The 22198-nt window shown below is 52.8% G+C and carries 22 protein-coding genes; 17 read left to right on the forward strand and 5 right to left on the reverse strand.

Annotated features, from left to right (window positions below):
* Window positions 1–97 precede the first annotated feature (97 nt).
* Together ACT3RU_RS15475 and ACT3RU_RS15480 are read right to left on the reverse strand one after the other, a co-directional pair.
* The gene (locus tag ACT3RU_RS15475) at window positions 98–751 is read right to left on the reverse strand and encodes a methionine ABC transporter permease (RefSeq protein ID WP_087107396.1); all 654 of its coding nucleotides are present in this window, start codon (window positions 749–751) and stop codon (window positions 98–100) included.
* The gene (locus ACT3RU_RS15480) at window positions 732–1775 is read right to left on the reverse strand and encodes a methionine ABC transporter ATP-binding protein (protein WP_192528315.1); all 1044 of its coding nucleotides are present in this window, start codon (window positions 1773–1775) and stop codon (window positions 732–734) included. Before ACT3RU_RS15480 ends, ACT3RU_RS15475 begins: the two co-directional genes overlap by 20 nt.
* 454 nt (window positions 1776–2229) lie before the next feature.
* Here ACT3RU_RS15480 and ACT3RU_RS15485 point away from each other — a divergent pair, with 454 nt between their 5' ends.
* From ACT3RU_RS15485 to moaE, 10 genes are all read left to right on the forward strand, one after another.
* The gene (locus ACT3RU_RS15485; protein WP_192528314.1) at window positions 2230–2856 is read left to right on the forward strand and encodes a riboflavin synthase subunit alpha; all 627 of its coding nucleotides are present in this window, start codon (window positions 2230–2232) and stop codon (window positions 2854–2856) included.
* 218 nt (window positions 2857–3074) lie between these two features.
* Complete coding sequence (locus ACT3RU_RS15490; RefSeq protein ID WP_087107390.1) at window positions 3075–4373, forward strand: NCS2 family permease; 1299 nt, start codon at window positions 3075–3077, stop codon at window positions 4371–4373.
* Window positions 4374–4411: 38 nt separating this feature from the next.
* Window positions 4412–4957: an adenine phosphoribosyltransferase gene (locus ACT3RU_RS15495; protein WP_087107388.1), complete on the forward strand. Its 546-nt coding sequence runs from the start codon at window positions 4412–4414 to the stop codon at window positions 4955–4957.
* A gap of 8 nt (window positions 4958–4965) precedes the next feature.
* Complete coding sequence (gene gpt / locus ACT3RU_RS15500) at window positions 4966–5454, forward strand: xanthine phosphoribosyltransferase (RefSeq protein WP_087107385.1); 489 nt, start codon at window positions 4966–4968, stop codon at window positions 5452–5454.
* A complete protein-coding gene (gene ung / locus ACT3RU_RS15505) occupies window positions 5447–6130 on the forward strand; it encodes a uracil-DNA glycosylase (RefSeq protein ID WP_192528313.1) in 684 nt (227 codons plus the stop codon). The genes gpt and ung overlap by 8 nt, the downstream gene beginning before the upstream one ends.
* 98 nt (window positions 6131–6228) lie before the next feature.
* Window positions 6229–6858 (forward strand): uracil phosphoribosyltransferase, encoded by a 630-nt coding sequence (gene upp / locus ACT3RU_RS15510; RefSeq protein WP_087107382.1) that lies wholly within the window; start codon window positions 6229–6231, stop codon window positions 6856–6858.
* An 87-nt stretch (window positions 6859–6945) separates the two neighbouring features.
* Entirely contained in the window at window positions 6946–8178 is a 1233-nt protein-coding gene (locus ACT3RU_RS15515) for a uracil-xanthine permease family protein (protein WP_192528312.1), read from the forward strand.
* 50 nt (window positions 8179–8228) lie between these two features.
* Window positions 8229–8789, forward strand: coding sequence for a molybdopterin-guanine dinucleotide biosynthesis protein B (mobB, locus tag ACT3RU_RS15520; protein WP_192528311.1), 561 nt, complete (start codon window positions 8229–8231; stop codon window positions 8787–8789).
* A gap of 5 nt (window positions 8790–8794) precedes the next feature.
* Window positions 8795–9595, forward strand: coding sequence for a cyclic pyranopterin monophosphate synthase MoaC (gene moaC, locus ACT3RU_RS15525; RefSeq protein ID WP_172118439.1), 801 nt, complete (start codon window positions 8795–8797; stop codon window positions 9593–9595).
* A gap of 3 nt (window positions 9596–9598) precedes the next feature.
* Window positions 9599–10054 carry a molybdopterin synthase catalytic subunit MoaE gene (moaE, locus tag ACT3RU_RS15530; protein ID WP_192528310.1) on the forward strand — a complete coding sequence of 152 codons (456 nt, stop codon included), beginning with the start codon at window positions 9599–9601 and terminating at the stop codon, window positions 10052–10054.
* Between the two features lie 66 nt (window positions 10055–10120).
* Here the strand turns inward: moaE and ACT3RU_RS15535 are convergent, their stop codons facing one another.
* Window positions 10121–11698, reverse strand: a complete 1578-nt coding sequence (locus tag ACT3RU_RS15535; protein ID WP_192528328.1) for a ribonuclease J — start codon at window positions 11696–11698, stop codon at window positions 10121–10123.
* Between the two features lie 293 nt (window positions 11699–11991).
* On the opposite strand from ACT3RU_RS15535, the gene purU reads away from it, so the two are divergent.
* Window positions 11992–12846, forward strand: a complete 855-nt coding sequence (gene purU / locus ACT3RU_RS15540) for a formyltetrahydrofolate deformylase (RefSeq protein ID WP_192528309.1) — start codon at window positions 11992–11994, stop codon at window positions 12844–12846.
* A 107-nt stretch (window positions 12847–12953) separates the two neighbouring features.
* On the opposite strand, the gene lexA is transcribed toward purU, so the two are convergent.
* Window positions 12954–13631 carry a transcriptional repressor LexA gene (lexA, locus tag ACT3RU_RS15545; protein ID WP_192528308.1) on the reverse strand — a complete coding sequence of 226 codons (678 nt, stop codon included), beginning with the start codon at window positions 13629–13631 and terminating at the stop codon, window positions 12954–12956.
* A 264-nt stretch (window positions 13632–13895) separates the two neighbouring features.
* Between lexA and ACT3RU_RS15550 the strand changes: the two genes are divergently transcribed.
* The 4 genes from ACT3RU_RS15550 to ACT3RU_RS15565 all read left to right on the forward strand — a co-directional run bounded on the left by ACT3RU_RS15550 (window position 13896) and on the right by ACT3RU_RS15565 (window position 16803).
* Window positions 13896–14573 (forward strand): TetR/AcrR family transcriptional regulator, encoded by a 678-nt coding sequence (locus tag ACT3RU_RS15550; protein WP_192528307.1) that lies wholly within the window; start codon window positions 13896–13898, stop codon window positions 14571–14573.
* Window positions 14551–15078 (forward strand): L,D-transpeptidase, encoded by a 528-nt coding sequence (locus ACT3RU_RS15555; protein ID WP_087107365.1) that lies wholly within the window; start codon window positions 14551–14553, stop codon window positions 15076–15078. The genes ACT3RU_RS15550 and ACT3RU_RS15555 overlap by 23 nt, the downstream gene beginning before the upstream one ends.
* Before the next feature lie 77 nt (window positions 15079–15155).
* Complete coding sequence (gene nagZ, locus ACT3RU_RS15560; protein WP_192528306.1) at window positions 15156–16181, forward strand: beta-N-acetylhexosaminidase; 1026 nt, start codon at window positions 15156–15158, stop codon at window positions 16179–16181.
* Window positions 16182–16224: 43 nt separating this feature from the next.
* Window positions 16225–16803, forward strand: a complete 579-nt coding sequence (locus tag ACT3RU_RS15565) for a hypoxanthine-guanine phosphoribosyltransferase (protein ID WP_087107361.1) — start codon at window positions 16225–16227, stop codon at window positions 16801–16803.
* 27 nt (window positions 16804–16830) lie between these two features.
* Here ACT3RU_RS15565 and ppsR read toward each other — a convergent pair whose 3' ends face one another.
* A complete protein-coding gene (ppsR, locus tag ACT3RU_RS15570) occupies window positions 16831–17664 on the reverse strand; it encodes a posphoenolpyruvate synthetase regulatory kinase/phosphorylase PpsR (protein ID WP_192528305.1) in 834 nt (277 codons plus the stop codon).
* A gap of 230 nt (window positions 17665–17894) precedes the next feature.
* Here ppsR and ppsA point away from each other — a divergent pair, with 230 nt between their 5' ends.
* Together ppsA and ggt are read left to right on the forward strand one after the other, a co-directional pair.
* Entirely contained in the window at window positions 17895–20270 is a 2376-nt protein-coding gene (gene ppsA, locus ACT3RU_RS15575; RefSeq protein WP_192528304.1) for a phosphoenolpyruvate synthase, read from the forward strand.
* A gap of 119 nt (window positions 20271–20389) precedes the next feature.
* Window positions 20390–22180 (forward strand): gamma-glutamyltransferase, encoded by a 1791-nt coding sequence (gene ggt / locus ACT3RU_RS15580; RefSeq protein ID WP_192528303.1) that lies wholly within the window; start codon window positions 20390–20392, stop codon window positions 22178–22180.
* Window positions 22181–22198 lie beyond the last annotated feature (18 nt).

Raw genomic sequence — 22198 nt, forward strand, 5'->3', positions numbered from 1 at the left:
TCCTAATGCGTTGTATCGTCATTTTTTAATAATATTGGAATAATAAAAATAATTCTAATGTTTTTTTGTTATAAGTGAGCATGGCCAATTGCGACCACTATTTACGATCACTTTTGCGCACCAGATAGTCGCCCAGGCTTTGAAAGCCTTGCACCATGACCACCAAAATAATCACGGTAATCAGCATAATAGTGGGGTTAAAACGGTTGTATCCATAACGGATGCCCAGGTCTCCCAAGCCGCCACCACCTACTGCGCCCGCCATCGCGGAGTAACTGACTAGCGTTACCAGCGTAATGGTTAGTCCTGTAATGATGCCGCCCCGCGCCTCTGGTACAAGTACCTTGCGTATAATCTGCCAAGGGGTCGCGCCCATGGATTGAGCAGATTCAACCAGGCCTGGCGACACCTCATTGAGTGCGCCCTCTATCAGACGCGCCACAAAGGGGATGGCCGCAATGGTTAGGGGAACTGATGCGGCGTTGATGCCTATCGAGGTGCCTACCAGCATTCGTGTGAACGGGATGATGGCCACCATCAAAATAATGAAAGGAATCGAACGGCCAATATTAGTAATAATGCTCAATACCTGATTAAGCACTGGCTGGGCTAGAATTTGTCTTGGCCGTGTCGCGTACAACAATACGCCTAACGGTAGGCCGAGCAGTGTCGAAATGACGCCGGAGATGGCCACCATATACAGCGTATCCAGCGTGGCCTGTAAAATAAGGTCAAACATTGCGCTGGACATAACCAAGTACCTCGACTTCTAACTGGTGAGACTGAAGATAATCCATTGCCTGTTGCGTCTGCTCTGTCGTGCCGAGCAGTTCTGCAATCATAAGCCCTAAGGTGCGATCCTGAATGGACTCGACTTTGGCCTGTAAAATGCTGACATCCACATTGCACTCACGGGCTAAGCGGGAGATAAGCGGTGTTGAGACGGCATCGCCAGAAAACGTTAGGCGTACGACGGGGTGAGTGGTCTCTCCTGGCGTATCGTTTAAGCGTTCGATCAGCTCTTTAGGGGGGGTAAGTTGGAGAAAGTCGTTCAAAAATTCGCGGCCAAGCTGAGTGTTGGGGGCCGTGAAAAAGTCGCCGACTTCTGCGTCTTCCACGAGTGTGCCGTTGGAAATAAGGCTTACGCGGTGGCAAATTGACTTAACCACTTCCATTTCATGGGTAATCAACAAAATAGTGATACCCAACTGGTGATTAATATCACGCAGCAACTCAAGAATAGAGCCGGTAGTTTGTGGATCTAACGCCGATGTTGCTTCATCACACAGTAGCACATTGGGTTGGCTGGCCAGAGCGCGGGCGATAGCAACACGCTGTTTTTGGCCACCCGAGAGCTGGGCGGGATACTGTTTGGCTTTGTCAGCCAGCCCGACCATTTCCAGTAGCGGGAGTACGCGGCGTTGAATGGCGCTACGTTTTTCACCCATCAGTTCAAGCGGTAGAGCAACGTTATCAAACACGTTCCGCGTAGTAAGCAAGTTGAAGTGCTGGAAAATCATGCCAATGCGGTGACGTGCCTGGTTTAGGGCGCCGCCGTTTAAGCGAGTCATCTCTTGGCCATCCACGGTCACGCTGCCACTGGTTGGCCGCTCAAGTAAGTTAACGCAACGGATTAGCGTGGATTTTCCAGCGCCGGATAGGCCGATAACACCGTGAATAGTGCCTCTAGGTATGTGCAAATTAACATCTTTCAAGGCGTGAACGGCGTTATTGCCGCTGCCATAAGTTTTACTGACGTTGCTAAGTTCAATCATAGCGTCTGCCTTAATAGGAGGCCAAAGACGGAGTGCAAGGGAGCAAGCGTAGGGCGAGGAATAAAAAAAAGGCCACCCTTTCGGGTGGCCATCAACGCTGGACACACCCTTTTAGCTGCACTTCACCAAGCCTATGGCTTGGTGGGCGCCCGCAATATGGGTACAAATCGGCGCCATTACATGGGCCGAAAGTCTAAGCAGCCCCTTCCTCTTTGTCAATTGAAACCGGCTGCTTTATACGCGTGTGGCCGCTTGATTAGGCGCAGTCGTATGTTTTTAAACGTACTGCTCTTTGCATTGCGTCAATCAAGGCATTTGATTTGCGTCAAGCATGGTGTCCATCAAACTTTCCCGGGTGCGGTGTGCGCATTGTTAACTTCACAAGGATAAACTTGCGCCGTGTTGATTTCGTGTTTGAATAGGCGTTTTCAAAGTGACGTAATAAGGGTTGATTATGTTTACCGGCATCGTGCAGGGCACCGCAAGTATAGTAGAGGTGCATGAACTTGACGCGTTTCGAACCCATGTAGTGGCATTGCCGTCCGAAATGCGTGAGGGGTTGGAAATTGGTGCGTCTGTGTCCCATAACGGCGTGTGTTTAACGGTTACCGCTATTGATGGCGATAACGTTAGCTTTGATTTGATGCGAGAAACCCTGCGCTTGACTAATCTTGGTGCACTTGAGCCGGGTGGGCGCGTCAATATAGAGCGTGCTGCACGGTTTGGCGACGAGATTGGGGGGCATTCGATGTCCGGCCATATTATCTGTATGGCCAACGTCGTCGATATAGAAGAAGCTCCCAATAACCGTCGGCTTTGGTTTTCTCTACCCGACACGATTGGCCGTTTTGTGTTTGAAAAGGGGTATATCGGCGTTGATGGTATCAGTTTGACGGTCGGAGATGTGCGTCGCGCGGCAGATGATAGCGGCATTGAGTTCAGTGTAAATCTGATACCCGAAACGCTCTCACGCACCATGCTCAAAGAGCGTCTGCCTGGCGATAAGGTCAATATTGAAATTGATCCGCAAACGCAGGTGATTGTCGAAACGGTCGAGCGCGTGCTGGCTAAACGATTATAAGAAAGCAGCGGGTGGTTGGTTGACCTGTTGGTTAGCTGATGGCCTGAAGATTGCTAGCGTTAGTGTCAGCGGAGGTGGCTCCGCTTAAACCGGCTGTGTCCGGCTGTGTGTTAGGTACTCGCATCACGCGGGAGCTTTCGGTAACATGTGCGGCTTTTCTCGCTCCAAGGGGACGCATACGGACGCATACTGCGTTTGCGCGTAGGATAAAAACATACATGAAACTTCTGGATAAGTATTTCAAGCTCACTGAGCTAAATACGAATGTGAAAACAGAGGTTGTCGCCGGGATCACAACGTTCCTGACGATGGCCTATATCATTTTCGTAAACCCTAGCATCCTGTCGGAAGCGGGTATGGATTACGGTGCCGTCTTTGTCGCGACGTGTGTGGCGGCAGCGATTGGCTGCTTCGTGATGGGGATTTGGGCTAATTACCCCATTGCGCAAGCACCGGGGATGGGGCTTAACGCCTTCTTCACTTACGGCGTGGTGCTAGGTATGGGATATACCTGGGAAGCCGCGCTTGGTGCGGTCTTCTTCTCGGGTTTGATATTCTTCGTACTGAGTGTTTTTAAAATCCGTGAGTGGATTATCAACTCGATTCCACTCTCGCTACGCTTAGGGATTGCGGCAGGGATTGGGCTTTTCCTGGCCATGATTGCGCTTAAAAACGCAGGTATTGTGGTCGCTAATCCGGCGACTCTGGTCGCGATGGGAGATCTTTCACAGCCAGCGGCTCTTTATTCATTGCTGGGCTTTTTTGTGATTACGGCGTTGGCGTACCTGCGGGTCAAAGGCGCGGTATTAATTGGTATCTTGGGCATTACTCTCATTTCGATGCTGTTGGGCCATAATGCATACAACGGTGTGATGTCGATGCCGCCCTCTATCGCGCCTACCTTTATGGCGATGGACCTGATGGGCGCCCTTGATGTGGCGATGCTTAGCGTTATTTTTGCGTTCCTGTTTGTTGATCTGTTCGATACATCTGGCACGCTGGTAGGGGTTGCTCATCGGGGTAACCTACTCGACAAGGATGGCAAACTGCCTCGTATCGGGCGCGCCATGATGGCCGATAGCACAGCATCCATGGCAGGCGCGGCACTCGGTACCTCAACCACCACGAGCTATATCGAATCAACGGCGGGTATTGCATCGGGTGGGCGAACAGGCCTAACAGCCGTCGTGGTCGGTGTACTGTTTTTAATCAGTCTTTTCTTTGCGCCGTTAGCAGGCTCTATCCCGGCTTACGCCACTGCCGGTGCGCTGCTGTACGTTGCGGTACTCATGGCGGGCAGTTTATCCCATGCGAACTGGGAAGACCCAACCGATGCTGCTCCGGTATTAATTGCAGCATTGGCAATGCCGCTGACGTTTTCAATTGCTGACGGTATTGCATTGGGCTTTATTAGCTTTGTAGGAATTAAAACGCTTTCAGGCCGGTTTAGCGACCTGAATCCTGCTGTCGTGATTCTGGCCTTGCTGTTTGCAGCGAAGTTTCTATTCCTGGGTTAATTACCCAGGCTATTTATTATTAATCTATGAGAGACGCGATGAGCATCTACGGTGACTACATTAAGTCGGTTATTCGCACCGTTCCTGATTGGCCCGAGCAGGGAGTGAATTTTCGTGACATTACTCCCTTGCTACAAAACAGTGCGGCGTTTCGCAAGCTGATCGACAGTTTCGTGCATCGCTATCAGGAAATGAACCTGGATGCCATCGCCGCGATTGATGCGCGTGGTTTCATTATCGGTGCGCCGCTCGCCTATGAGCTAGGTTGTAGCTTTGTGCCCGTACGAAAAAAAGGCAAACTGCCTTTTAAAACGGTCAGTGAAACCTACAAGCTGGAATACGGCCATTCGGAAGTTGAGCTGCACTCTGACGCATTCCAGAAAGATGACCGGATACTGCTGATGGATGACCTGATTGCCACCGGCGGCACTATGCTGGCCGCTGCAAATCTTATTCAGCGCTGTGGTGGGCATGTCGTAGAAACCGCCACCATTATTGACCTACCCGAGTTGGGCGGTTCTCAGAAAATTCGCGATGCTGGCTTCAGCGTATTCGCGGTATGTTCTTTCAACGAAGACGAGTAACGCCTCTCATGAGCAGCGAACGCTATCACCAACACTTCATTATTTCCTGGGACCAGCTGCACCGAGATGTGCGTCAGCTTTGCCACCAAATGATGGAGCGGGACTTCAAGGGTATTGTGGCGATTACCCGTGGCGGGTTAATCCCGGCGGCACTTATTGCACGTGAGCTTAACGTACGCCTGATTGATACGATCTGTATTAAAAGCTATGACCATATGGACCAGGGCGGTCTGAATATCATGAAGGGCGTTGACCATGATGGCGAAGGCTGGCTGTTGGTCGATGATCTGGTGGATACCGGTAAAACCGCGCGTGCGGTACGTGAAATGATGCCTAAAGCGCATTTTGTCACTATCTATGCCAAGCCAGAAGGGCGCCCTTTGGTTGACCAATATCTCACTGAAGTGGCCCAGCAGTGCTGGATTCAATTCCCTTGGGATATGGGAGTTGCCTATGTTGAGCCTCTCGTTGATCAAGTTAAAAGGACTTATGACTAATCCATTAACGAACGACTGGGGCCGGTGGCTCGGTGATGAATTTCAAGCCGACTATATGAAGGCGTTGAAACAGTTCTTGGCTCAGGAAAAAGCGGCTAAAAAGGTTATTTACCCTCACTCTTCTGATTGGTTTCGTGCGTTTGAACTGACGCCATTGGAAGAAGTGAAAGTCGTTATTCTAGGTCAGGACCCGTACCACGGCCCCCGTCAAGCGCATGGGTTAAGCTTTTCTGTTCAGCCGGGGGTGAAAATCCCCCCGTCGCTTGCCAATATTTATAAAGAACTGGCAAGCGATGTGGGCGTTAAACCGGTGCCGCATGGCAGCCTGGTTAGCTGGGCCAAACAAGGCGTTTTGCTGTTAAACACGGCGTTAACCGTTGAGCAAGGCAATGCCGCGTCGCACCGCGGCAAAGGTTGGGAGCCGTTTACCGATCGAGCAATCGAAACGGTAAGCCAGCATGCTCCGCCGTGCGTGTTTTTGTTATGGGGTAGTCATGCGCGCCAGAAAAAAGCGTTGATTGATCAGCGGCGCCATTTAGTGCTGGAGTCGCCCCATCCTTCGCCGCTGTCTGCCCATCGTGGCTTTTTTGGCAATCACCAGTTTTCTCAAGCGAACCAGTTCCTGCTGGGGCAAGGACGTTCGCCCGTTGAATGGCAACTGCCCGAAAGCGCTTAACCTGATGGACAGATGCAGGTAGAATGCGCGCAATTTTGTATGCCTGAAGATGCGGCCTGAGTCGTTATCCTGATATCACACTGCAGTGAGGAAGCCCCATGAGTGTCTACGCCATTAACCATCCGCTTGTTCAACATAAGCTGGGACTGATGCGCGAAGTTGATTTGAGCACCAAGAGCTTTCGTGAACTGGCAGGTGAAGTGGCCAAGCTCTTGACTTACGAGGCCACGAAAGGCCTGGAGCTTGAGGATCACGAAATTCAAGGTTGGAATGGCGAGCCTATCGCCACGCGCCGACTTAAAGGTAAAAAAGTAACGGTTGTACCCATTCTACGGGCTGGTTTAGGCATGCTGGAAGGCGTTACGGATTTGATTCCCAGTGCGCGCGTCAGCGTTGTCGGCCTGTATCGCGATGAAGAAACGCTGCAGCCTGTGCCGTATTTTGCGAAATTCGCCAACGATATTGAAGAGCGCATGGCGCTGGTGATTGACCCGATGTTGGCAACCGGTGGTTCCATGATCGCCACACTGGACATGCTGCGTGAGCGGGGCTGTGAGCATATGAAAATCATTGTTCTTGTCGCTGCTCCCGAAGGCATCAAGCGTGTGCAGGATGCTTACCCAGACGTGGAAATTTATACGGCCTCGGTAGACGATCGACTCGATGAGAATAGTTATATCGTGCCGGGATTGGGAGATGCCGGCGATAAGATATTTGGAACGCGTTAAGCGTTTTGCCTAACGGTGCCCCTTACGCTTCGCGTTGGGGGCATTTTTTTGCCTTTTCGATATAAATTGATTCCTGGGAGTTGAGTGATGAGTAATGCTGGCAGCCGGTCCGAGTCTTGGCCGAAGGTACTGCTGACCGGAGCACAAATGCTGTTTGTCGCATTTGGCGCGTTGGTGCTGGTTCCGCTGTTAACGGGCCTGGATCCAAGTGTTGCACTTTTTACTGCCGGTGCGGGGACGCTAATATTTCATGCGGTTACTAAGCAGTCGGTGCCGGTGTTTTTGGCGTCCTCGTTTGCGTTTATCGCGCCTATCCAGGGGTCTATTGCCAGTTTTGGTGTTTCCGCGACGCTTGGCGGTTTAATGGTAGCCGGTCTTGTGTATGTCGTTATTTCCCAGATCATACGCGTACGTGGTATCGGTTGGTTAAATCGTTTGTTACCGGCGGTGGTGGTTGGCCCGGTCATCATGGTGATTGGCCTCGCGTTAGCGCCGGTGGCCGTTAGCATGGCAACCGGGGAAACCAGCGACAATATCAGCTATGGTCAAGCGATCTTTTTATCCATGGCCAGCCTGCTGGTGACGCTGGTATTAGCGGTATTTGGGCGTGGCCTGCTGCGCTTGATTCCCATTATGGGGGGTATTGTTACCGGTTATGCACTCTCCCTGGTGATGGGGGTTGTCGATTTTACACCGGTACATGAAGCGGCCTGGCTTGGAATACCCAATTTTACCGCGCCTAGCTTTCATTGGGCGGCTATTTTATTCATGATTCCTGTGGCAATTGCGCCTGCGGTTGAGCATATCGGAGATATGGTGGCGATTGGTTCGGTAACGCGTAAAAATTATCTCGAAAAACCGGGCCTGCACCGTACATTGCTGGGTGATGGTTTGGCGACCATGGTGGCAGCACTGTTTGGCGGCCCACCCAACACGACGTATTCCGAAGTAACCGGTGCCGTAACACTGACGCGGGCGTTTAACCCTGTTTATATGATTGTCGCGGCGATCATCGCCATTCTGCTGGCCTTTATTTCCAAGCTGGGCGCACTGTTGCAAACGATTCCAGGTCCGGTAATGGGCGGCATTATGACGCTGCTGTTTGGCTCGATTGCTGTCGTCGGAATGAATACGCTAGTACGTGCGGGTCAGTCGCTAACTGCGCCACGCAATCTGGTGGTGGTGTCGTTGATTTTAGTGTTTGGTATTGGCGGCATGCAATTTGGGGGAGGTCAGTTTACCCTGCAGGGCGTAAGCTTGGCGGCTCTCGTAGGAATCGTATTGAATTGGCTATTGCCTCGTGAGCGCGAAGGGGAGTAACAGCTCCCTCGTCCTTATCAGGATTCATTACCAGGGAAGGAGACATGTATATGGTAAGTAATGTAGCCACTGCATTTCCCGTACTCGGCGTTGTCGCTTGGAGTGGAACGGGAAAAACGACGCTACTAACGCAGTTGCTGCCACGGTTGCGCCAGGCAGGGCTAAAGGTAGCTGTCATAAAGCATGCCCATCACAGCTTTGAAGTGGATAAACCCGGTAAAGATAGCTATGAGCTGCGTAGCGCCGGGGCGGCACCGATGCTGGTCGCCTCACGGGAACGTTTTGCGCTGATGCAGGAAACGCCGGGGCAGGATGAGCCAGACCTGGCAGCGTTGCTGGCGATGATGGCTTACCATGAGCCAGACCTTGTTATCGTCGAAGGATTCAAAGCATGGCCCATTCCCAAACTTGTGCTGTATCGTAAGGGAATTGGAGAGCCGTCTATTCTTCATGATGCGACGATTCAGGCGGTGGCACTTGATGACCAACCACCGGTTGAGCTTGACCCCCGGATTACCCTGCTAAACCTTAATGATATCGATGCAATTACTCACTGGGTGCGTACGTGGGCGAGCACTCAACCCAATGGCACATTTTTAAAACATAGGTGATAAACATGCAGCTAACCCACCTCAATACGCGTGGTGAAGCTAATATGGTCGATGTGGGTGATAAGCACGAAACACGTCGTGAGGCCGTCGCCTCGGGGCGGATTTTAATGCAGCCAGAAACGCTGAAGCTGCTAAGTGATGGCGAGTTACCCAAGGGCGATGTCATTGCAACGGCCCGTATTGCCGGTATTCAGGCCGCGAAGCGTACCCATGAATTGATTCCCTTATGTCATTCGTTGGCGCTTTCCAAAGTCTCCATTGAATTTGATATCGACCCTGCGCAGGGCTGTGTCCACGTGACGGCACTGTGTCGATTAAATGGGCGTACGGGTGTTGAGATGGAGGCGCTTACCGCGGTGTCGGTCGCGTGTTTAACGCTCTACGATATGTGTAAAGCCGTCGATAAGGATATGTGTATCGACGCTGTTCAGCTTGAAAGCAAACGCGGCGGCGTACGTGGTGATTATCAGCGCAGTGCTCGCCCGCAAGCCCCCATTGTGACGGGAGAAGGGACGGCAGGCGAAGTGACACTAGGCGAACGCTGCGCCTCGCCCTGTGTTCGGGTGAAGTTTTTAGCCGAGCTGCGTGAACGTGTCGGTGTGAGTGATACGGTGCTTGACTTGGACCAGGTGCCGAGCCGTGATATTGCGGGTTTGAAGGCTGCGCTGAGCCAGCGTGATACGCGATTTAGCGTGCTCACCGACCAGCGGACGCTGTGTGCGATTAACCAGGTGATGGCTAACGATAGCGCACGGATTACAGACGAGGATGAAGTCGCCTTTTTTCCACCCGTGACAGGGGGTTAATTGATGAATATCCAGGTCCGAATCCAGTCAGCGCCTTTTTCATTAGGCGATGGCTATGCATCTACGCTCACTCAGCGAACCGATATTGGCGCGGTTGTCAGTTTTACAGGGTTGGTTCGGGACTTTAACGAGTCGCCTGATGTCACCGGACTTACCCTGGAACACTACCCCGGCATGACAGAGCGTACGCTGGAGCAGATAGGTGAACAGGCGTGGCAGCGCTGGGCGCTCCAAGCGGTTTATATTGTTCATCGGGTGGGCTACCTGGCGCCGGGTGATCCCATCGTTAGGGTGCTGGTGGCGAGCGCTCACCGGCGCGAAGCATTTGAAGCGTGTGACTTTATTATGGATTTTTTAAAAACCCAAGCGCCGTTCTGGAAAAAGGAGCATTCCACACAGGGTGAGTATTGGGTGAAAGAACGCGCTACCGATTGGCAAGATGCCGAGCGCTGGGCATAAGACGATTACAGTACCCGCCTAGCGAGTGTGCTGCGTTCTAAAGGATGCGGTTACGCCTCGTTTCGTTTATAGAGGCGCTTCCGCGGCCATTATTTGTAAGTGAACCTCGGGCATGTGCTGCATGTGGTCCGCCAACCAATGAATCAAGCGTGGCTGTAGCGCAAAGCGCAAATCAGCCAGCGTATCCGCTTTAATCTCCTCCAACTGATTGTCCAGCCATTCGCTAAAGCTATCTTCATCGAGTGGGCTGGCGTTGCTGCTATCCAGCATCAAGCGACCGATGCGCCACCATCCTGTATCGCTGGCCGCAACAGGCAAGGCGAGAAATAAACTGCCTCGACGCGTCGTGGTTTTGGTGGCATCCAGGCCTGGATGCGGCACAACGCTATTCTGATTAACGATACAGGGCGGTTGAGGGTGGCGGGCTTCGCAGCGCAGTCCCAAGTGGTCCATAACGATCATGTCGCCATTAACGGGTGCTAAAGGTGCGCTGATGCCCAAGGAGTCTGCAATCGCTTGGTGGGCCTGCTGATGGCGCGCCTCGCCGTGCACGGGGATCAAATATTTGGGTCTGATCCACTGGTAGAATTTGACGAGTTCTTCTTGCGAAGGGTGGCCGGTGGCGTGCAGCTCAGGATGATTAACCTCATCAAAGATCGTGACCCCAAGTTGGACCAAACGTTTTTTGAGCTGATCAATGGGGCGTTCATTGCCGGGGATAGCTTTGGCAGAGAAAATGACGTTATCGCCAGGCTCAAGGTCAATAAACGGATGGCGCCCTTGAGCAAGTCGTTGCAGTGCTGCACGAGGTTCACCCTGGCTACCTGTGGCGATAATCACCACTTCATCGGGGGGCAAATAGCCCAAATCATGAGGGGGGACAAGCGCTGGAAAGTCATCCATGTAGCCAAGCCCGCGTGCAATGCTCACCATGCGCTCCATGGATCGTCCCATCAAACTGACCCGACGGCCGCATTGATGAGCCGCCCGGCCAATGGCTAATACGCGTGCCAGGTTGCTTGCAAAGCAGGAGACCACGACGCGGCCCTTGCATTCATTCAGTGTTTTAGAGAGCGCTTTAGCCACATCGCCTTCACTGCTGGAGTGGCCAGGCAGAGGGGCATTGGTTGAATCACCTACTACTAAATCAATCGGGGCAAGCGCTCGAAATTGCGCCGCGTTGATGGGCGTGCCAATCAGCGGCTCTGGGTCCAGCTTCCAATCCCCTGTGTGCATTATGCGGTAGTCGCCCATCACAATGACCAGTGCGCAGCTTTCAGGGATCGAATGGGTAACCGGCAAATAGCGCACCGAAAAGGGCGCCGTTTCCATTGCTTCGCCCGGCTCGATAATCTTAATCGCGGCGCTACTTAGTTGGTGTTCAGCGAATTTTGCGCGTAAGAGGCCTGCCGCAAGTGGGGTGGCATAGATAGGGCAGTTCCACTTGGGCCATAGCCAAGCAACCGCGCCAATGTGATCTTCATGGCCATGCGTTATAAATAACGCTTGGGGTGTTATGCCCAGCGTCTCGGCGGTGCCCAGGTTAGGTACCTGAAGGGGCGAGTTAGGCAAATCCTGGCGAATCATCATGCCGCAGTCGACCGCGATCCAGTGATCGTCGTATCCATACAGCGTTAGATTCATGCCAATTTCACCACACCCACCCAGCGGTAGTAGGCGCAGGGGAGGGCGGCGGCGAGGGCGAAGTTGAACGCGTGGTGGATGCATCGGTTATGAAAAGCCTAAAAAGTAATGTCTTAACTATACGGGAAGGCAGGGGCGGCTAACAATGACCCCCGACATTAGATAACGGTGCTTCGTTAACGGGGTTCCGGTACACTAGGCGGCCGTTATTTACGACGTTGCTATTTAGCCGCTATTTGCTGCGCCATTACGCTAAGTCACTCGTATTTCGTAGTTCGTCAAGAGTACTTCACATGTCTCATTATTATCGTTTAGTCGTTTCCTGCCCCGATCAGGTGGGTATTGTTGCCCGTGTGTCTGGTTTTATTGCTCAACAAGGCGGCTCTATCACTGAAGCCAGTCAGCATTCTGACTTGCAAACAGGCCGCTTTTTTATGCGTTATGAGATATTGGCCGATTCGCTTGGCATGTCCGTTGAAACATTACGCAGCGCCTTTGAGCCAATTGCTCAAGAGTTTTCCATGCAGTGGGCGCTGATGGATACCCAAAAGCGTCGGCGAGTCATACTCATGGTCTCTCGTGAGTCTCACTGCCTGGTGGATTTGCTTTACCGTTGGCAGGCAGGTGAGCTGGATTGCGACATAGCCGGTGTGATTTCTAATCACGAAGACATGCGTTCAATCGCTGAGTGGTACAGAATTCCTTATCACCATGTGCCGGTGGACCCGAATAATAAGGAAGCGTCGTTTGCTCAGGTGCAGGAGCTTATCGATAACGCGCGAGCGGACTGTATTGTATTGGCGCGCTACATGCAGATTCTGCCCCCGTCGTTGTGTGAGCGCTATGCTGGGCAGGTGATTAATATTCACCACAGCTTCTTGCCTTCATTTGCCGGTGCCAAACCGTATCATCAGGCCTATGAGCGCGGTGTAAAACTGATTGGCGCGACGTGTCACTACGTGACGGAGGAGTTGGATGCAGGGCCGATTATTGAGCAGGATATTCATCGCGTGAGTCATTGCCATACGCCAACCGACCTGGTTCGCTTTGGACGCGATGTAGAAAAAGCCGTACTGGCGCGAGGCCTGCGCTGGCATCTGGAGGACCGCGTTTTGATCCACGGCAATAAGACGGTGGTCTTTAGCTAAGCGTTTTAAAAACTGTTGAAGCTGAATCAGTAACAAAACAAGGGGGTGGTCATGAAAAGGGCCACCCCCTTGATGCTTTTAAAATCCGATTTTACGCAAACGGATTATTAGCCCAGCGCTTGGCCATTACCGCCACGGATGACGCCTACACCTACGCCTTCAATATCCAGTGATTGGGTTCGCAGGTCGATTTCAATCGGTGCAAAATCAGCGTTTTCTGCAATCAACATTACCTGATGCCCTTGGCGTTGAAAGCGTTTTACGGTTACTTCATCTTCCAGCCGCGCAACGACGATTTGCCCGTCACGTACACGATCAGTGCGGTGCACCGCTAGTAAATCGCCTTCCAGGATACCCACATCCTTCATGGATAAACCGCGTACCCGCAGGAGATAGTCGGCTTTAGGGGTGAAATATTCCGCGGGTAGCGGGCAGTAACGGTCAATATGCTCCGCTGCAAGGATCGGGCTGCCAGCGGCAACTTCACCAATAACCGGCAAGCCCATCGGCGGAAGATCATTGTTGTTGGCCGCAGCGGTGGCGGGTAATTCGCTAACGTCCTGCGCTTCCTGGTTGGGGAGGCGAATTCCCCGCGACGTATTGCGAATAATCCGGATCACGCCTTTACGCTCAAGAGCACGTAAATGCTCTTCAGCGGCATTGGGGGACTTAAAGCCCAAGGCCTTGGCAATTTCGGCGCGGGTGGGAGGGTAGCCGAATTCACCCATGGTTTTTACTATAAAATCAAAAACATGTTGCTGACGTGCTGTGAGTGGCCGCGACATACCAAACTCCATAAACAATAAAAGACAGTCGGTATCTGTCTGCTTGATCAGTATGTGTTTAAGTATACAGTATGTTGCTCTATCCAGTACATGGTTAAAAAAGCAGCTTGTTAAAACACTGACTGTCACCGGTAAGACGTTTGAATTAACGCTAATGCGCAGGGTAACCAAATAAAAAATCGGCTAATAAGGGTGATTGAGCCTGATTAAGATATGACTTACTATTCTGTCATGTTTTAAACACTCGTTTCTTCGGAGGCCATAATGGCACAATCTGACACGGTGTCGCGCATCCTGGATACCGCTGAGGTGCTGTTTGCAGAGCGTGGCTTTGCTGAAACGTCACTGCGTAACATCACCAGTAAAGCGCGGGTAAACCTGGCGGCCGTTAATTATCATTTTGGTTCCAAGAAAGCCCTCATCCAAGCCGTATTCTCACGCTATCTAGACCCGTTTACTCAGCGTTTTCATGGTGCGCTCGATGAGCTTGAAGCCCGCTATGTCGATAGCCCCATCCCCCTGGAAGAGCTGCTTGAAACAATGGCCACCACGGTGCTAGCGGTGCCTGCTGAACGCAATAGTTTGAAAGTCTTTATGCGCTTATTGGGGTTAGCCTATAGTCAAGCGCAAGGGCATTTACGGCGCCATATTCAAGAGCAATATGGGGATGTGTTTACCCGTTTTACCGGGCTTGTGCGTAAGGCGACCCCTGATTTACCCGATGCCGAGCGTTTTTGGCGGCTGCACTTTATGTTGGGTACGGTCATATTCACCTTGTCAGGGCTGGATGCGCTACGTGATATCGCCTCCAAGGACTATCAGGAGCAGGTGACTGTGCGTGATTTAGTGCGGCGCCTGCGTCCTGTGGTCGTTGCCGCCATGAATGCTCCACTGCCGCAAGAGGTTGAAGGAGCGCAGCATGCGAACGCCCCTGTTAGCTGAGTTGCCACCTAAAAAAGACGGCTGGATCGAAATTGATACCAGCGCACAAATCCTGCGCTGGTGGCAGGGTCAAACACCAGGCTTTGAGTGCGCTATCTCTACTGGACGCGCTGGCGTTGGCCAGCAAGATGGAAGCGGCCAAACACCGCATGGCTGGCACTATGTTCGCGCGGCAATTGGCCACGAACAGCCGGTCAATGCCGTATTTAGAGGCAGGCGTTTTACCGGTGAAATTTTCTCAAGTGACTTGGCCGACGCTCATCCGACACGTGACTGGATTTTGACGCGAATTTTATGGCTTTGTGGGTTAGAGCGAGGATTTAACCGCGCAGGTTCCGTCGACTCTCAGCGCCGCTATATTTATGTACACGGAACGCCGCCCGACCAACCGATGGGCAAACCTGCTTCACATGGCTGTGTTCGTATGCGCAATGAGGACCTGCTTTATATCTTTGAGCGCGCCGTGCCTGGAACGCCTGTTTGGCTACATGGCAGCCGTCCGTAGTGGCCTTATGCAGAGGCTTTTTTGACTCTGTGCGTTGATCGTCTAAAATCATCGGCCCTTTTGTTGGATCCCTGCTAATGACTCAACCTATTGGCCCGGTCATGCTCGACCTGGAAGGGCCTGAATTATCCAATGCTGAAAAGCGCTTGCTGCTTGAACCCGCTGTCGGTGGCGTGATTTTGTTTGCCCGTAATGTGGAAGACGCCTACCAGGTGCGCAAGCTGTGTAGCGATATAAGGCGCATACGGGGCGATCTTTTATTGGCGGTTGACCAAGAGGGTGGCCGCGTACAGCGTATCAAACAAGGGCTTACCCGCTTACCAGCCATGGCCCGGATTGGCGAGCGTTATGCCCAAGACCCGGAAGAAGGCCGCTCTCTCGCCATAGACGCAGGTTGGTTGCTTGGCATGGAAATGGCCGCATGTGGGCTGGATATCAGCTTTGCGCCAGTGCTTGATGTGGATAGCGGGATTTCTAGCGTCATTGGCGACCGTAGTTTCAGTGGTGACCCAGAGCACGTTGCTCAATTAGGCGCCGCTTTTGTTGAGGGCTTGCATCAGGCGGGCATGGCCGCTGTGGGTAAGCACTTCCCTGGCCACGGCGGCGTAGCCGCGGATTCCCATGTCGCACTGCCCATTGATGAGCGTTCAATGGAGGCAATTAAACAACGCGACCTTGTCCCCTTTGCACAGCTAGCTTCCCAGCTGGATGGCATCATGCCCGCGCATGTCATTTATCGAGCGTTTGATACACGCCCGGCGGGCTTTTCGCCCAGTTGGTTGGGTATGCTGCGTGAATCGCTGGGCTTTAAAGGCTGTATTTTTTCAGATGATTTAAGTATGGCAGGTGCTCACGAAGCGGGTGAGCCACGCGAGCGTGCCGCTGCTGCACTCGCCGCTGGCTGCGATATGTTGCTGGTGTGTAACGACCGTACCGCTGCGCTTGAGGTTGTTGAAGCCAGCCAAGGCATCGCCAATAAGCGTCCCGCGAAACTCCGCTATGGCCGTGCACGACCTGATTTGGATGCGCTGACCGCGCTGGGGCGTTGGCGACGTACGCATGCCAGGCTAGAAGCGCTGGCGGACTGCCCTAGCCCCACCTGATTTTTCTTTTCGCAATATTGCTACATGTTTTGGGAGTTACCCCATGTCCAAATTGGATAAAGAAGCGCTTGAGTCATTGGACTCAATGCGCCAGCTAATGGAAACAGCAGACTGCCTGATCTCTCAGGAAGAAGTCGAGCGGGCGCTGGATCGCATGGCGGAAGCAATTACTGAAGACCTGGGTGACAAACTGCCGGTTTTTTATTGTGTGATGAACGGTGGCTTGATTACGACCGGGCATCTGCTGACCCGATTGGGGTTTCCGCTGGAAGTGGACTATTTGCATGCCACGCGTTATCGCAACGAGTTGCGCGGTGGCGAGCTTTTCTGGCGTGTATCGCCTGAAATTCCCATGGCCGGACGTCACGTCGTTATCGTGGATGACATTTTGGATGAAGGGTCGACGCTCGCCGCGATTCTTGCTTACTGTAAAGAAGCTCAGGCAGCCAGCGTTACGACTGCCGTCCTGGTGGATAAGCAACATAACCGAAAAGCGGTGCCGGGCCTGAAAGCTGATTACTGCAGCCTGGAGGTCGCGGACCGCTATGTGTTCGGTTTTGGTATGGACTACAAAGGTTACTGGCGTAACGCCCCGGGTATCTTCGCCCCCAAAGGCATGTAATTTTTAGCTTTGTTATTTAATGCTGGTTTAGCGGGGGGAGAAGCGCCTCGCTAAGCCTGTCTCGGCAATCATTCGTGTCGAAATTTCTTCTACTGAAAAGCGCGTCGCATCAATAAACGGAATATGCATAATTCGGTAAAGCGCTTCGGCCTGTTCGACTTCCTGCAAACACTGATCCATTGAGCTATAGCGACTGTTCGGCCGACGCTCATTGCGTATGGCGGATAACCTGCGAGCATCAATAGTCAACCCAAACAACTTGTGCCGGTGCGGTGCTAACACCTTGGGCAGCTTGAGCGTGCCGTCTTCGTCAAGGTCGTCCTCGGTAAGCGGGTAGTTGGCCGCTCGAATGCCAAACTGAAGCGCCAAATAAAGCGACGTGGGTGTTTTGCCGCAGCGCGATACGCCCACTAAAATAATATCGGCTTTGTCGTATTGATGCGTACGGGCGCCATCGTCGTTATCAAGTGCGAAGTGTACCGAATGAATCCGGTCCATATAGACATCGTCACTGCCAATCGAGTGAGTTCTTCCCACGCTGTAAGAAGAGTGGGTGCCTAACTCCTGCTCCAGGGGTTTCAAAAAGGTAGAAAAGATATCCACCTTGAAGCCCGGCGCTTTGCGAATCACATCGCGTATCTGCTGGTCAACGATGGTATCGATAATGATCGGTTGTTGCCCATCTCGAGCGGCAGTGGATTCAATAATCCGGGCAAGCGCTTCCGCTTTTTCAAGCGTATCGATATAAGGCTTGGTCAGCATGTTGATCTCAATATCGCTGAACTGAGCCAACAGGCTTCGACCTAAACTCTCGGCCGTAATACCGGTACCATCGGAAATAAAGAAAGCTGTCCGCTTCATAATCACGCCCGTCAATTAAATAATAGATACGCTATTGTGTGCCGAGCATTCGCTAAGCACAACGCCCCAAGCGACTACATAAATCGCCCGTATACGCCTTATGTTGTAAAAATCCTCCACTCCCTTCGCTATTAGACCAATGGCGAATAGGGTGGCACGGTGATAGGGTGACACGATCAATGACTGGCGATCTAAAAGATTGCATCAACGTCTTAAAGCGAGGGGGTTGCGTGGAAGAGTACATTCTGTGGTTCGATCAGCTAGGTATGGCCGACGTCGAACGCGTGGGTGGTAAAAACGCCTCGCTGGGCGAGATGATTTCCAACCTGTCAGGTGCCGGGGTAACCGTACCGGGTGGATTTGCCACTACGGCTCACGCTTATCGTGAATTTCTCTCTCATGAAGGGCTTAACGAACGCATTAACAGCACGCTATCGCGCCTGGACGTTGATGATGTTAAAGCGCTGGCGGAAGCGGGTAGTAATATTCGCCAATGGGTCATTGATACGCCGCTGCCGCCCGCTTTTGAAAGTGCGTTGCGTCAGGCCTATGGGCAACTGCAGGAGCAACACCCTCAGCTGAAAGTGGCGGTGCGCAGCTCGGCAACCGCGGAAGATCTGCCGGATGCCTCTTTTGCTGGCCAGCAGGAAACTTTCCTGAATATCGAAGGTTTCGATAACATCAAGCGCGCTGTACACGAGGTGTTTGCCTCGCTGTTTAATGATCGCGCAATTTCCTACCGCGTTCACCGTGGCTATGCGCATGAAAACGTCGCGCTGTCAGCGGGTGTCCAAAAAATGGTGCGCTCTGAGACGGGCGCCTCTGGGGTCATGTTTACCCTGGATACCGAATCAGGCTACCGCGATGCTGTCTTTGTGACGGCCTCGTGGGGGCTGGGCGAAACGGTTGTGCAAGGCGCCGTTAACCCTGACGAGTTTTATGTTCATAAGGGCACTTTAGCCGCTGGACGCCCGGCGGTTTTACGGCGTAACCTGGGTTCCAAGCTCATCAAGATGGTTTACGGCCAGGAAACCAGCGCCGGTAAATCCGTCGACACCGTTGATGTGCCGCTTAATCAGCGTAATCGTTTCTGTATTAGCGACCAGCAGGTGATGGATCTGGCCCGTCAGGCGGTGACGATTGAGCAGCACTATGAGCGCCCCATGGATATTGAGTGGGCGCTTGATGGTGACGACGGAAAGCTCTATATCGTGCAGGCACGCCCTGAAACGGTGGTCTCGCAGCAGGAAGGAGGCAAGTTAGAGCGTTTCCAGCTGCGCGAGAAGGGCCGTACGCTAATTACTGGCCGAGCGATTGGTCAGCGTATTGGTCGCGGCACCGTAAAAGTGGTCATGAGCCCGGAAGAGATGGATAAGATTCATGACGGTGACATTCTGGTGACCGACATGACGGATCCAGACTGGGAGCCCATTATGAAGCGAGCGTCTGCCATCGTTACCAATCGTGGTGGACGTACCTGCCACGCGGCGATTATTGCTCGTGAGTTAGGCATTCCTGCAGTGGTGGGTTGCGGTGACGCCACGCAGCAGCTTAGAGAAGGCATTGATGTCACCGTTTCTTGTGCTGAAGGTGACACGGGCCACGTTTATGATGGCCTGCTGGATTTTGACTGCAAGGTGTCAAGCGTCGATGCCATGCCTGAAATTCCTTTCAAAATCATGATGAACGTGGGCAACCCTGATCGCGCGTTTGGGTTTGCCAGCCTGCCTAACGCAGGCGTAGGGCTTGCCCGGCTTGAGTTCATTATCAACCGTATGATTGGTGTCCATCCCAAGGCACTGCTGGATTACGCAACGCTGCCGGCTGACTTGCAGCAGGTGATTGATCTACGTACTGCGGGCTATGCCGACCCGGTAACTTTCTACGTGGACAAGCTGGTGGAAGGTATCTCCACGCTGGCGGCGGCTTTCTATCCTCAGCGGGTTATCGTGCGTCTGTCTGACTTCAAGTCCAATGAGTATGAAAACCTGATTGGCGGTAAGCTTTACGAGCCGGGCGAAGAGAATCCCATGTTGGGCTTCCGCGGGGCTTCGCGGTATATCTCGGAAGCTTTCCGCCCCTGCTTCGAGCTTGAGTGTCGCGCCTTAAAATACGTTCGCGAAGAGATGGGGCTTGATAATGTCGAAATCATGGTGCCCTTTGTACGCACCACCGATGAAGCCAAGCAGGTTGTTGATCTGTTGGCAGAAAACGGCTTGAAGCGCGGCGATGCAAGCGGGCTGAAAGTGATCATGATGTGCGAGTTACCTGCTAATGCATTGTTGGCTGAAGAATTTCTTGAACACTTCGACGGCTTCTCAATCGGCTCTAATGATCTTACGCAGTTAACGCTGGGGCTGGATCGTGACTCAGGCATCGTGGCGCATCTGTTTGATGAGCGTAATGCGGCGGTGAAAAAGTTGTTGGCAATGGCTATTCAGGCTTGTAAAGCCCAAGGAAAATATGTAGGTATTTGTGGGCAAGGGCCCTCAGATCATCCTGAATTAGCTAAATGGTTGATGGAGCAGGGGATTGATTCGGTATCCCTCAACCCTGATGCAGTACTTGAGACGTGGTTTATGTTGGCAGGCGAGAAAATTACCTAACGTCGACCTGTAAACCGCTATTTTGCGCCCGGCCATTGTGCCGGGCGCATGCGTTTTATAGGCTACTCTGTTGTGTGGTTACTTACTTGATATTTTCCAGGATGCGAGAGGGCACTGTAATGTCCCCAAAAAGGATTAAGTTAACGCTAACAGGGTTGCTGTTAGTGCCGGTTTATAGCTTTGGGTTTAGCTATGAAGCCCCCTCCATAACCCCGGAGGTTGGGTCGGGGTATGAGGAAAAACCCGGCTGGGCAACGGCGTCGTTTGCGGTCGCGGCGGCTAACCCGTTGGCAACGGATGCGGGCTATCAAGTGTTGGCAAATGGTGGCAATGCCATTGACGCTGCTATCGCTGTGCAAATGGTATTAACACTTGTCGAGCCTCAGTCCAGCGGCATTGGCGGTGGCGCTTTTTTAATGTTCTATGATGGCTCAAATGTTCAGGCTTACGACGGCCGAGAGACAGCACCTGGTGCGGTGACAGGGGAGCTGTTTATGGAGAATGGCGAGCCGCTGCCCTTTGCAGATGCAGTAGCCAGTGGACTTTCTGTTGGTGTGCCAGGCACGGTGCGAATGTTGGAGCAAGCGCATAAAGAGCACGGTCAGTTGGCTTGGGAGGCACTTTTTGAACCCGCTATTACGCTTGCAGAGGAAGGGTTCGCCGTTAGCCAACGGCTGCACACCAGCCTTGCCAATGATGAGGCGTTACGTAGTGACCCGCTCGCCGAGAACTTTTATTACCAGCCAAACGGCGAGCCGCTAGCCGTTGGCGACACGTTAAAAAATCCTGCGTTGGCGAACATATTACGTCAAATTGCGGCCAACGGCAGCGCGGCCTTTTATGAAGGCGACGTTGCCGAGGATTTAGTAAGCCGTGTACAGAACCATTCGGTGCGGCCAGGCAGCATGACCCTTGAGGATGTTAGCAGCTACCAGACAATTGAGCGGGAACCACTGTGTACGCCATGGCAGCAGTGGGAAGTGTGCGGATTTCCTCCGCCTTCGTCTGGGCATATTACCATTATGCAAATACTGGGTCTTTTAGATCAGCAGCCATTGTTGGAAGCACCCTTGGATAACGGCGTATCCAGCAGCGGTTGGCTGCATCAGTTTTTGGAGGCTTCTCGGCTGGCCTTCGCTGATCGCGGACGTTATATAGCGGACCCTGAGTTCGTAGAGGCGCCGGGTGGTGACTGGTCATTAATGCTGGCGCCAGACTATCTTTCAGAGCGTAGTAAGTTAATTGGCGACACCAGCATGGGCGATAGTGCGGAGCCAGGGAACCCCGGTGAGCTTGACGTTAGCTTTGCCTCACAGCCGGATCAGCCGGAATACGGCACTAGCCATATCAGTATTATTGACGCTGAAGGCAATGCCGTGGCGATGACCACGTCTATTGAGCAGGCGTTTGGTTCGCGCATCCTTGCCGATGGAGGAACCGGTCTGCCGGGTGGGTATTTGCTTAATAATGAGTTGACCGATTTTTCGTTTACCCCAGAGGTGGACGGCGAGCTGGTGGCTAATCGGGTTGAACCTGGCAAGCGTCCGCGCTCAAGCATGAGCCCAACACTCGTCTTCGATAAAGAGTCGGGCGAGCTGGTGGCAAGCCTGGGGTCGCCGGGTGGCGCGGCTATTATTCATTACACCGCCCGCACGTTAGTTGCGATGCGTGATTGGGGGATGAGTGCTCAAGAAGCGCTCAATTTGCCTCACGCCATTACCATGGGAGGCGATGTTTATTTGGAAGAGGGGCGCTTCCCTGAAGCGACCCTGGAAGTGCTTGAGGAGTACGGGCATACCATCAGTGAAAGAGAGCTAACCAGTGGGCTTCAGGCCATCCGTAGGCTGGAGGATGGGACGCTGTTTGGCGGTGCCGACCCGCGTCGCGAAGGCGTTGTTATGGGCGATTGATCCCATTAACTGGCTTTA

This window comes from Halomonas sp. TP35, assembly GCF_052375975.1.
Taxonomy (GTDB): Bacteria; Pseudomonadota; Gammaproteobacteria; order Pseudomonadales; family Halomonadaceae; genus Vreelandella; species Vreelandella citrativorans.

What these genes read in the sequence shown, in the direction of transcription:
- ggt (WP_192528303.1), top strand. Translation starts at nt 20,390, where the DNA reads ATGTCCCCAAAAAGGATTAAGTTAACGCTAACAGGGTTGCTGTTAGTG.
- nagZ (WP_192528306.1), top strand. Translation starts at nt 15,156, where the DNA reads ATGACTCAACCTATTGGCCCGGTCATGCTCGACCTGGAAGGGCCTGAA.
- ACT3RU_RS15490 (WP_087107390.1), top strand. Translation starts at nt 3,075, where the DNA reads ATGAAACTTCTGGATAAGTATTTCAAGCTCACTGAGCTAAATACGAAT.
- upp (WP_087107382.1), top strand. Translation starts at nt 6,229, where the DNA reads ATGAGTGTCTACGCCATTAACCATCCGCTTGTTCAACATAAGCTGGGA.
- lexA (WP_192528308.1), bottom strand. Translation starts at nt 13,631, where the DNA reads ATGTCGCGGCCACTCACAGCACGTCAGCAACATGTTTTTGATTTTATA.
- purU (WP_192528309.1), top strand. Translation starts at nt 11,992, where the DNA reads ATGTCTCATTATTATCGTTTAGTCGTTTCCTGCCCCGATCAGGTGGGT.
- ACT3RU_RS15495 (WP_087107388.1), top strand. Translation starts at nt 4,412, where the DNA reads ATGAGCATCTACGGTGACTACATTAAGTCGGTTATTCGCACCGTTCCT.
- ppsR (WP_192528305.1), bottom strand. Translation starts at nt 17,664, where the DNA reads ATGAAGCGGACAGCTTTCTTTATTTCCGATGGTACCGGTATTACGGCC.
- moaE (WP_192528310.1), top strand. Translation starts at nt 9,599, where the DNA reads ATGAATATCCAGGTCCGAATCCAGTCAGCGCCTTTTTCATTAGGCGAT.
- ACT3RU_RS15485 (WP_192528314.1), top strand. Translation starts at nt 2,230, where the DNA reads ATGTTTACCGGCATCGTGCAGGGCACCGCAAGTATAGTAGAGGTGCAT.
- ACT3RU_RS15535 (WP_192528328.1), bottom strand. Translation starts at nt 11,698, where the DNA reads ATGAATCTAACGCTGTATGGATACGACGATCACTGGATCGCGGTCGAC.
- mobB (WP_192528311.1), top strand. Translation starts at nt 8,229, where the DNA reads ATGGTAAGTAATGTAGCCACTGCATTTCCCGTACTCGGCGTTGTCGCT.
- ACT3RU_RS15475 (WP_087107396.1), bottom strand. Translation starts at nt 751, where the DNA reads ATGTCCAGCGCAATGTTTGACCTTATTTTACAGGCCACGCTGGATACG.
- ACT3RU_RS15550 (WP_192528307.1), top strand. Translation starts at nt 13,896, where the DNA reads ATGGCACAATCTGACACGGTGTCGCGCATCCTGGATACCGCTGAGGTG.
- gpt (WP_087107385.1), top strand. Translation starts at nt 4,966, where the DNA reads ATGAGCAGCGAACGCTATCACCAACACTTCATTATTTCCTGGGACCAG.
- ACT3RU_RS15555 (WP_087107365.1), top strand. Translation starts at nt 14,551, where the DNA reads ATGCGAACGCCCCTGTTAGCTGAGTTGCCACCTAAAAAAGACGGCTGG.
- moaC (WP_172118439.1), top strand. Translation starts at nt 8,795, where the DNA reads ATGCAGCTAACCCACCTCAATACGCGTGGTGAAGCTAATATGGTCGAT.
- ACT3RU_RS15565 (WP_087107361.1), top strand. Translation starts at nt 16,225, where the DNA reads ATGTCCAAATTGGATAAAGAAGCGCTTGAGTCATTGGACTCAATGCGC.
- ACT3RU_RS15515 (WP_192528312.1), top strand. Translation starts at nt 6,946, where the DNA reads ATGAGTAATGCTGGCAGCCGGTCCGAGTCTTGGCCGAAGGTACTGCTG.
- ACT3RU_RS15480 (WP_192528315.1), bottom strand. Translation starts at nt 1,775, where the DNA reads ATGATTGAACTTAGCAACGTCAGTAAAACTTATGGCAGCGGCAATAAC.
- ung (WP_192528313.1), top strand. Translation starts at nt 5,447, where the DNA reads ATGACTAATCCATTAACGAACGACTGGGGCCGGTGGCTCGGTGATGAA.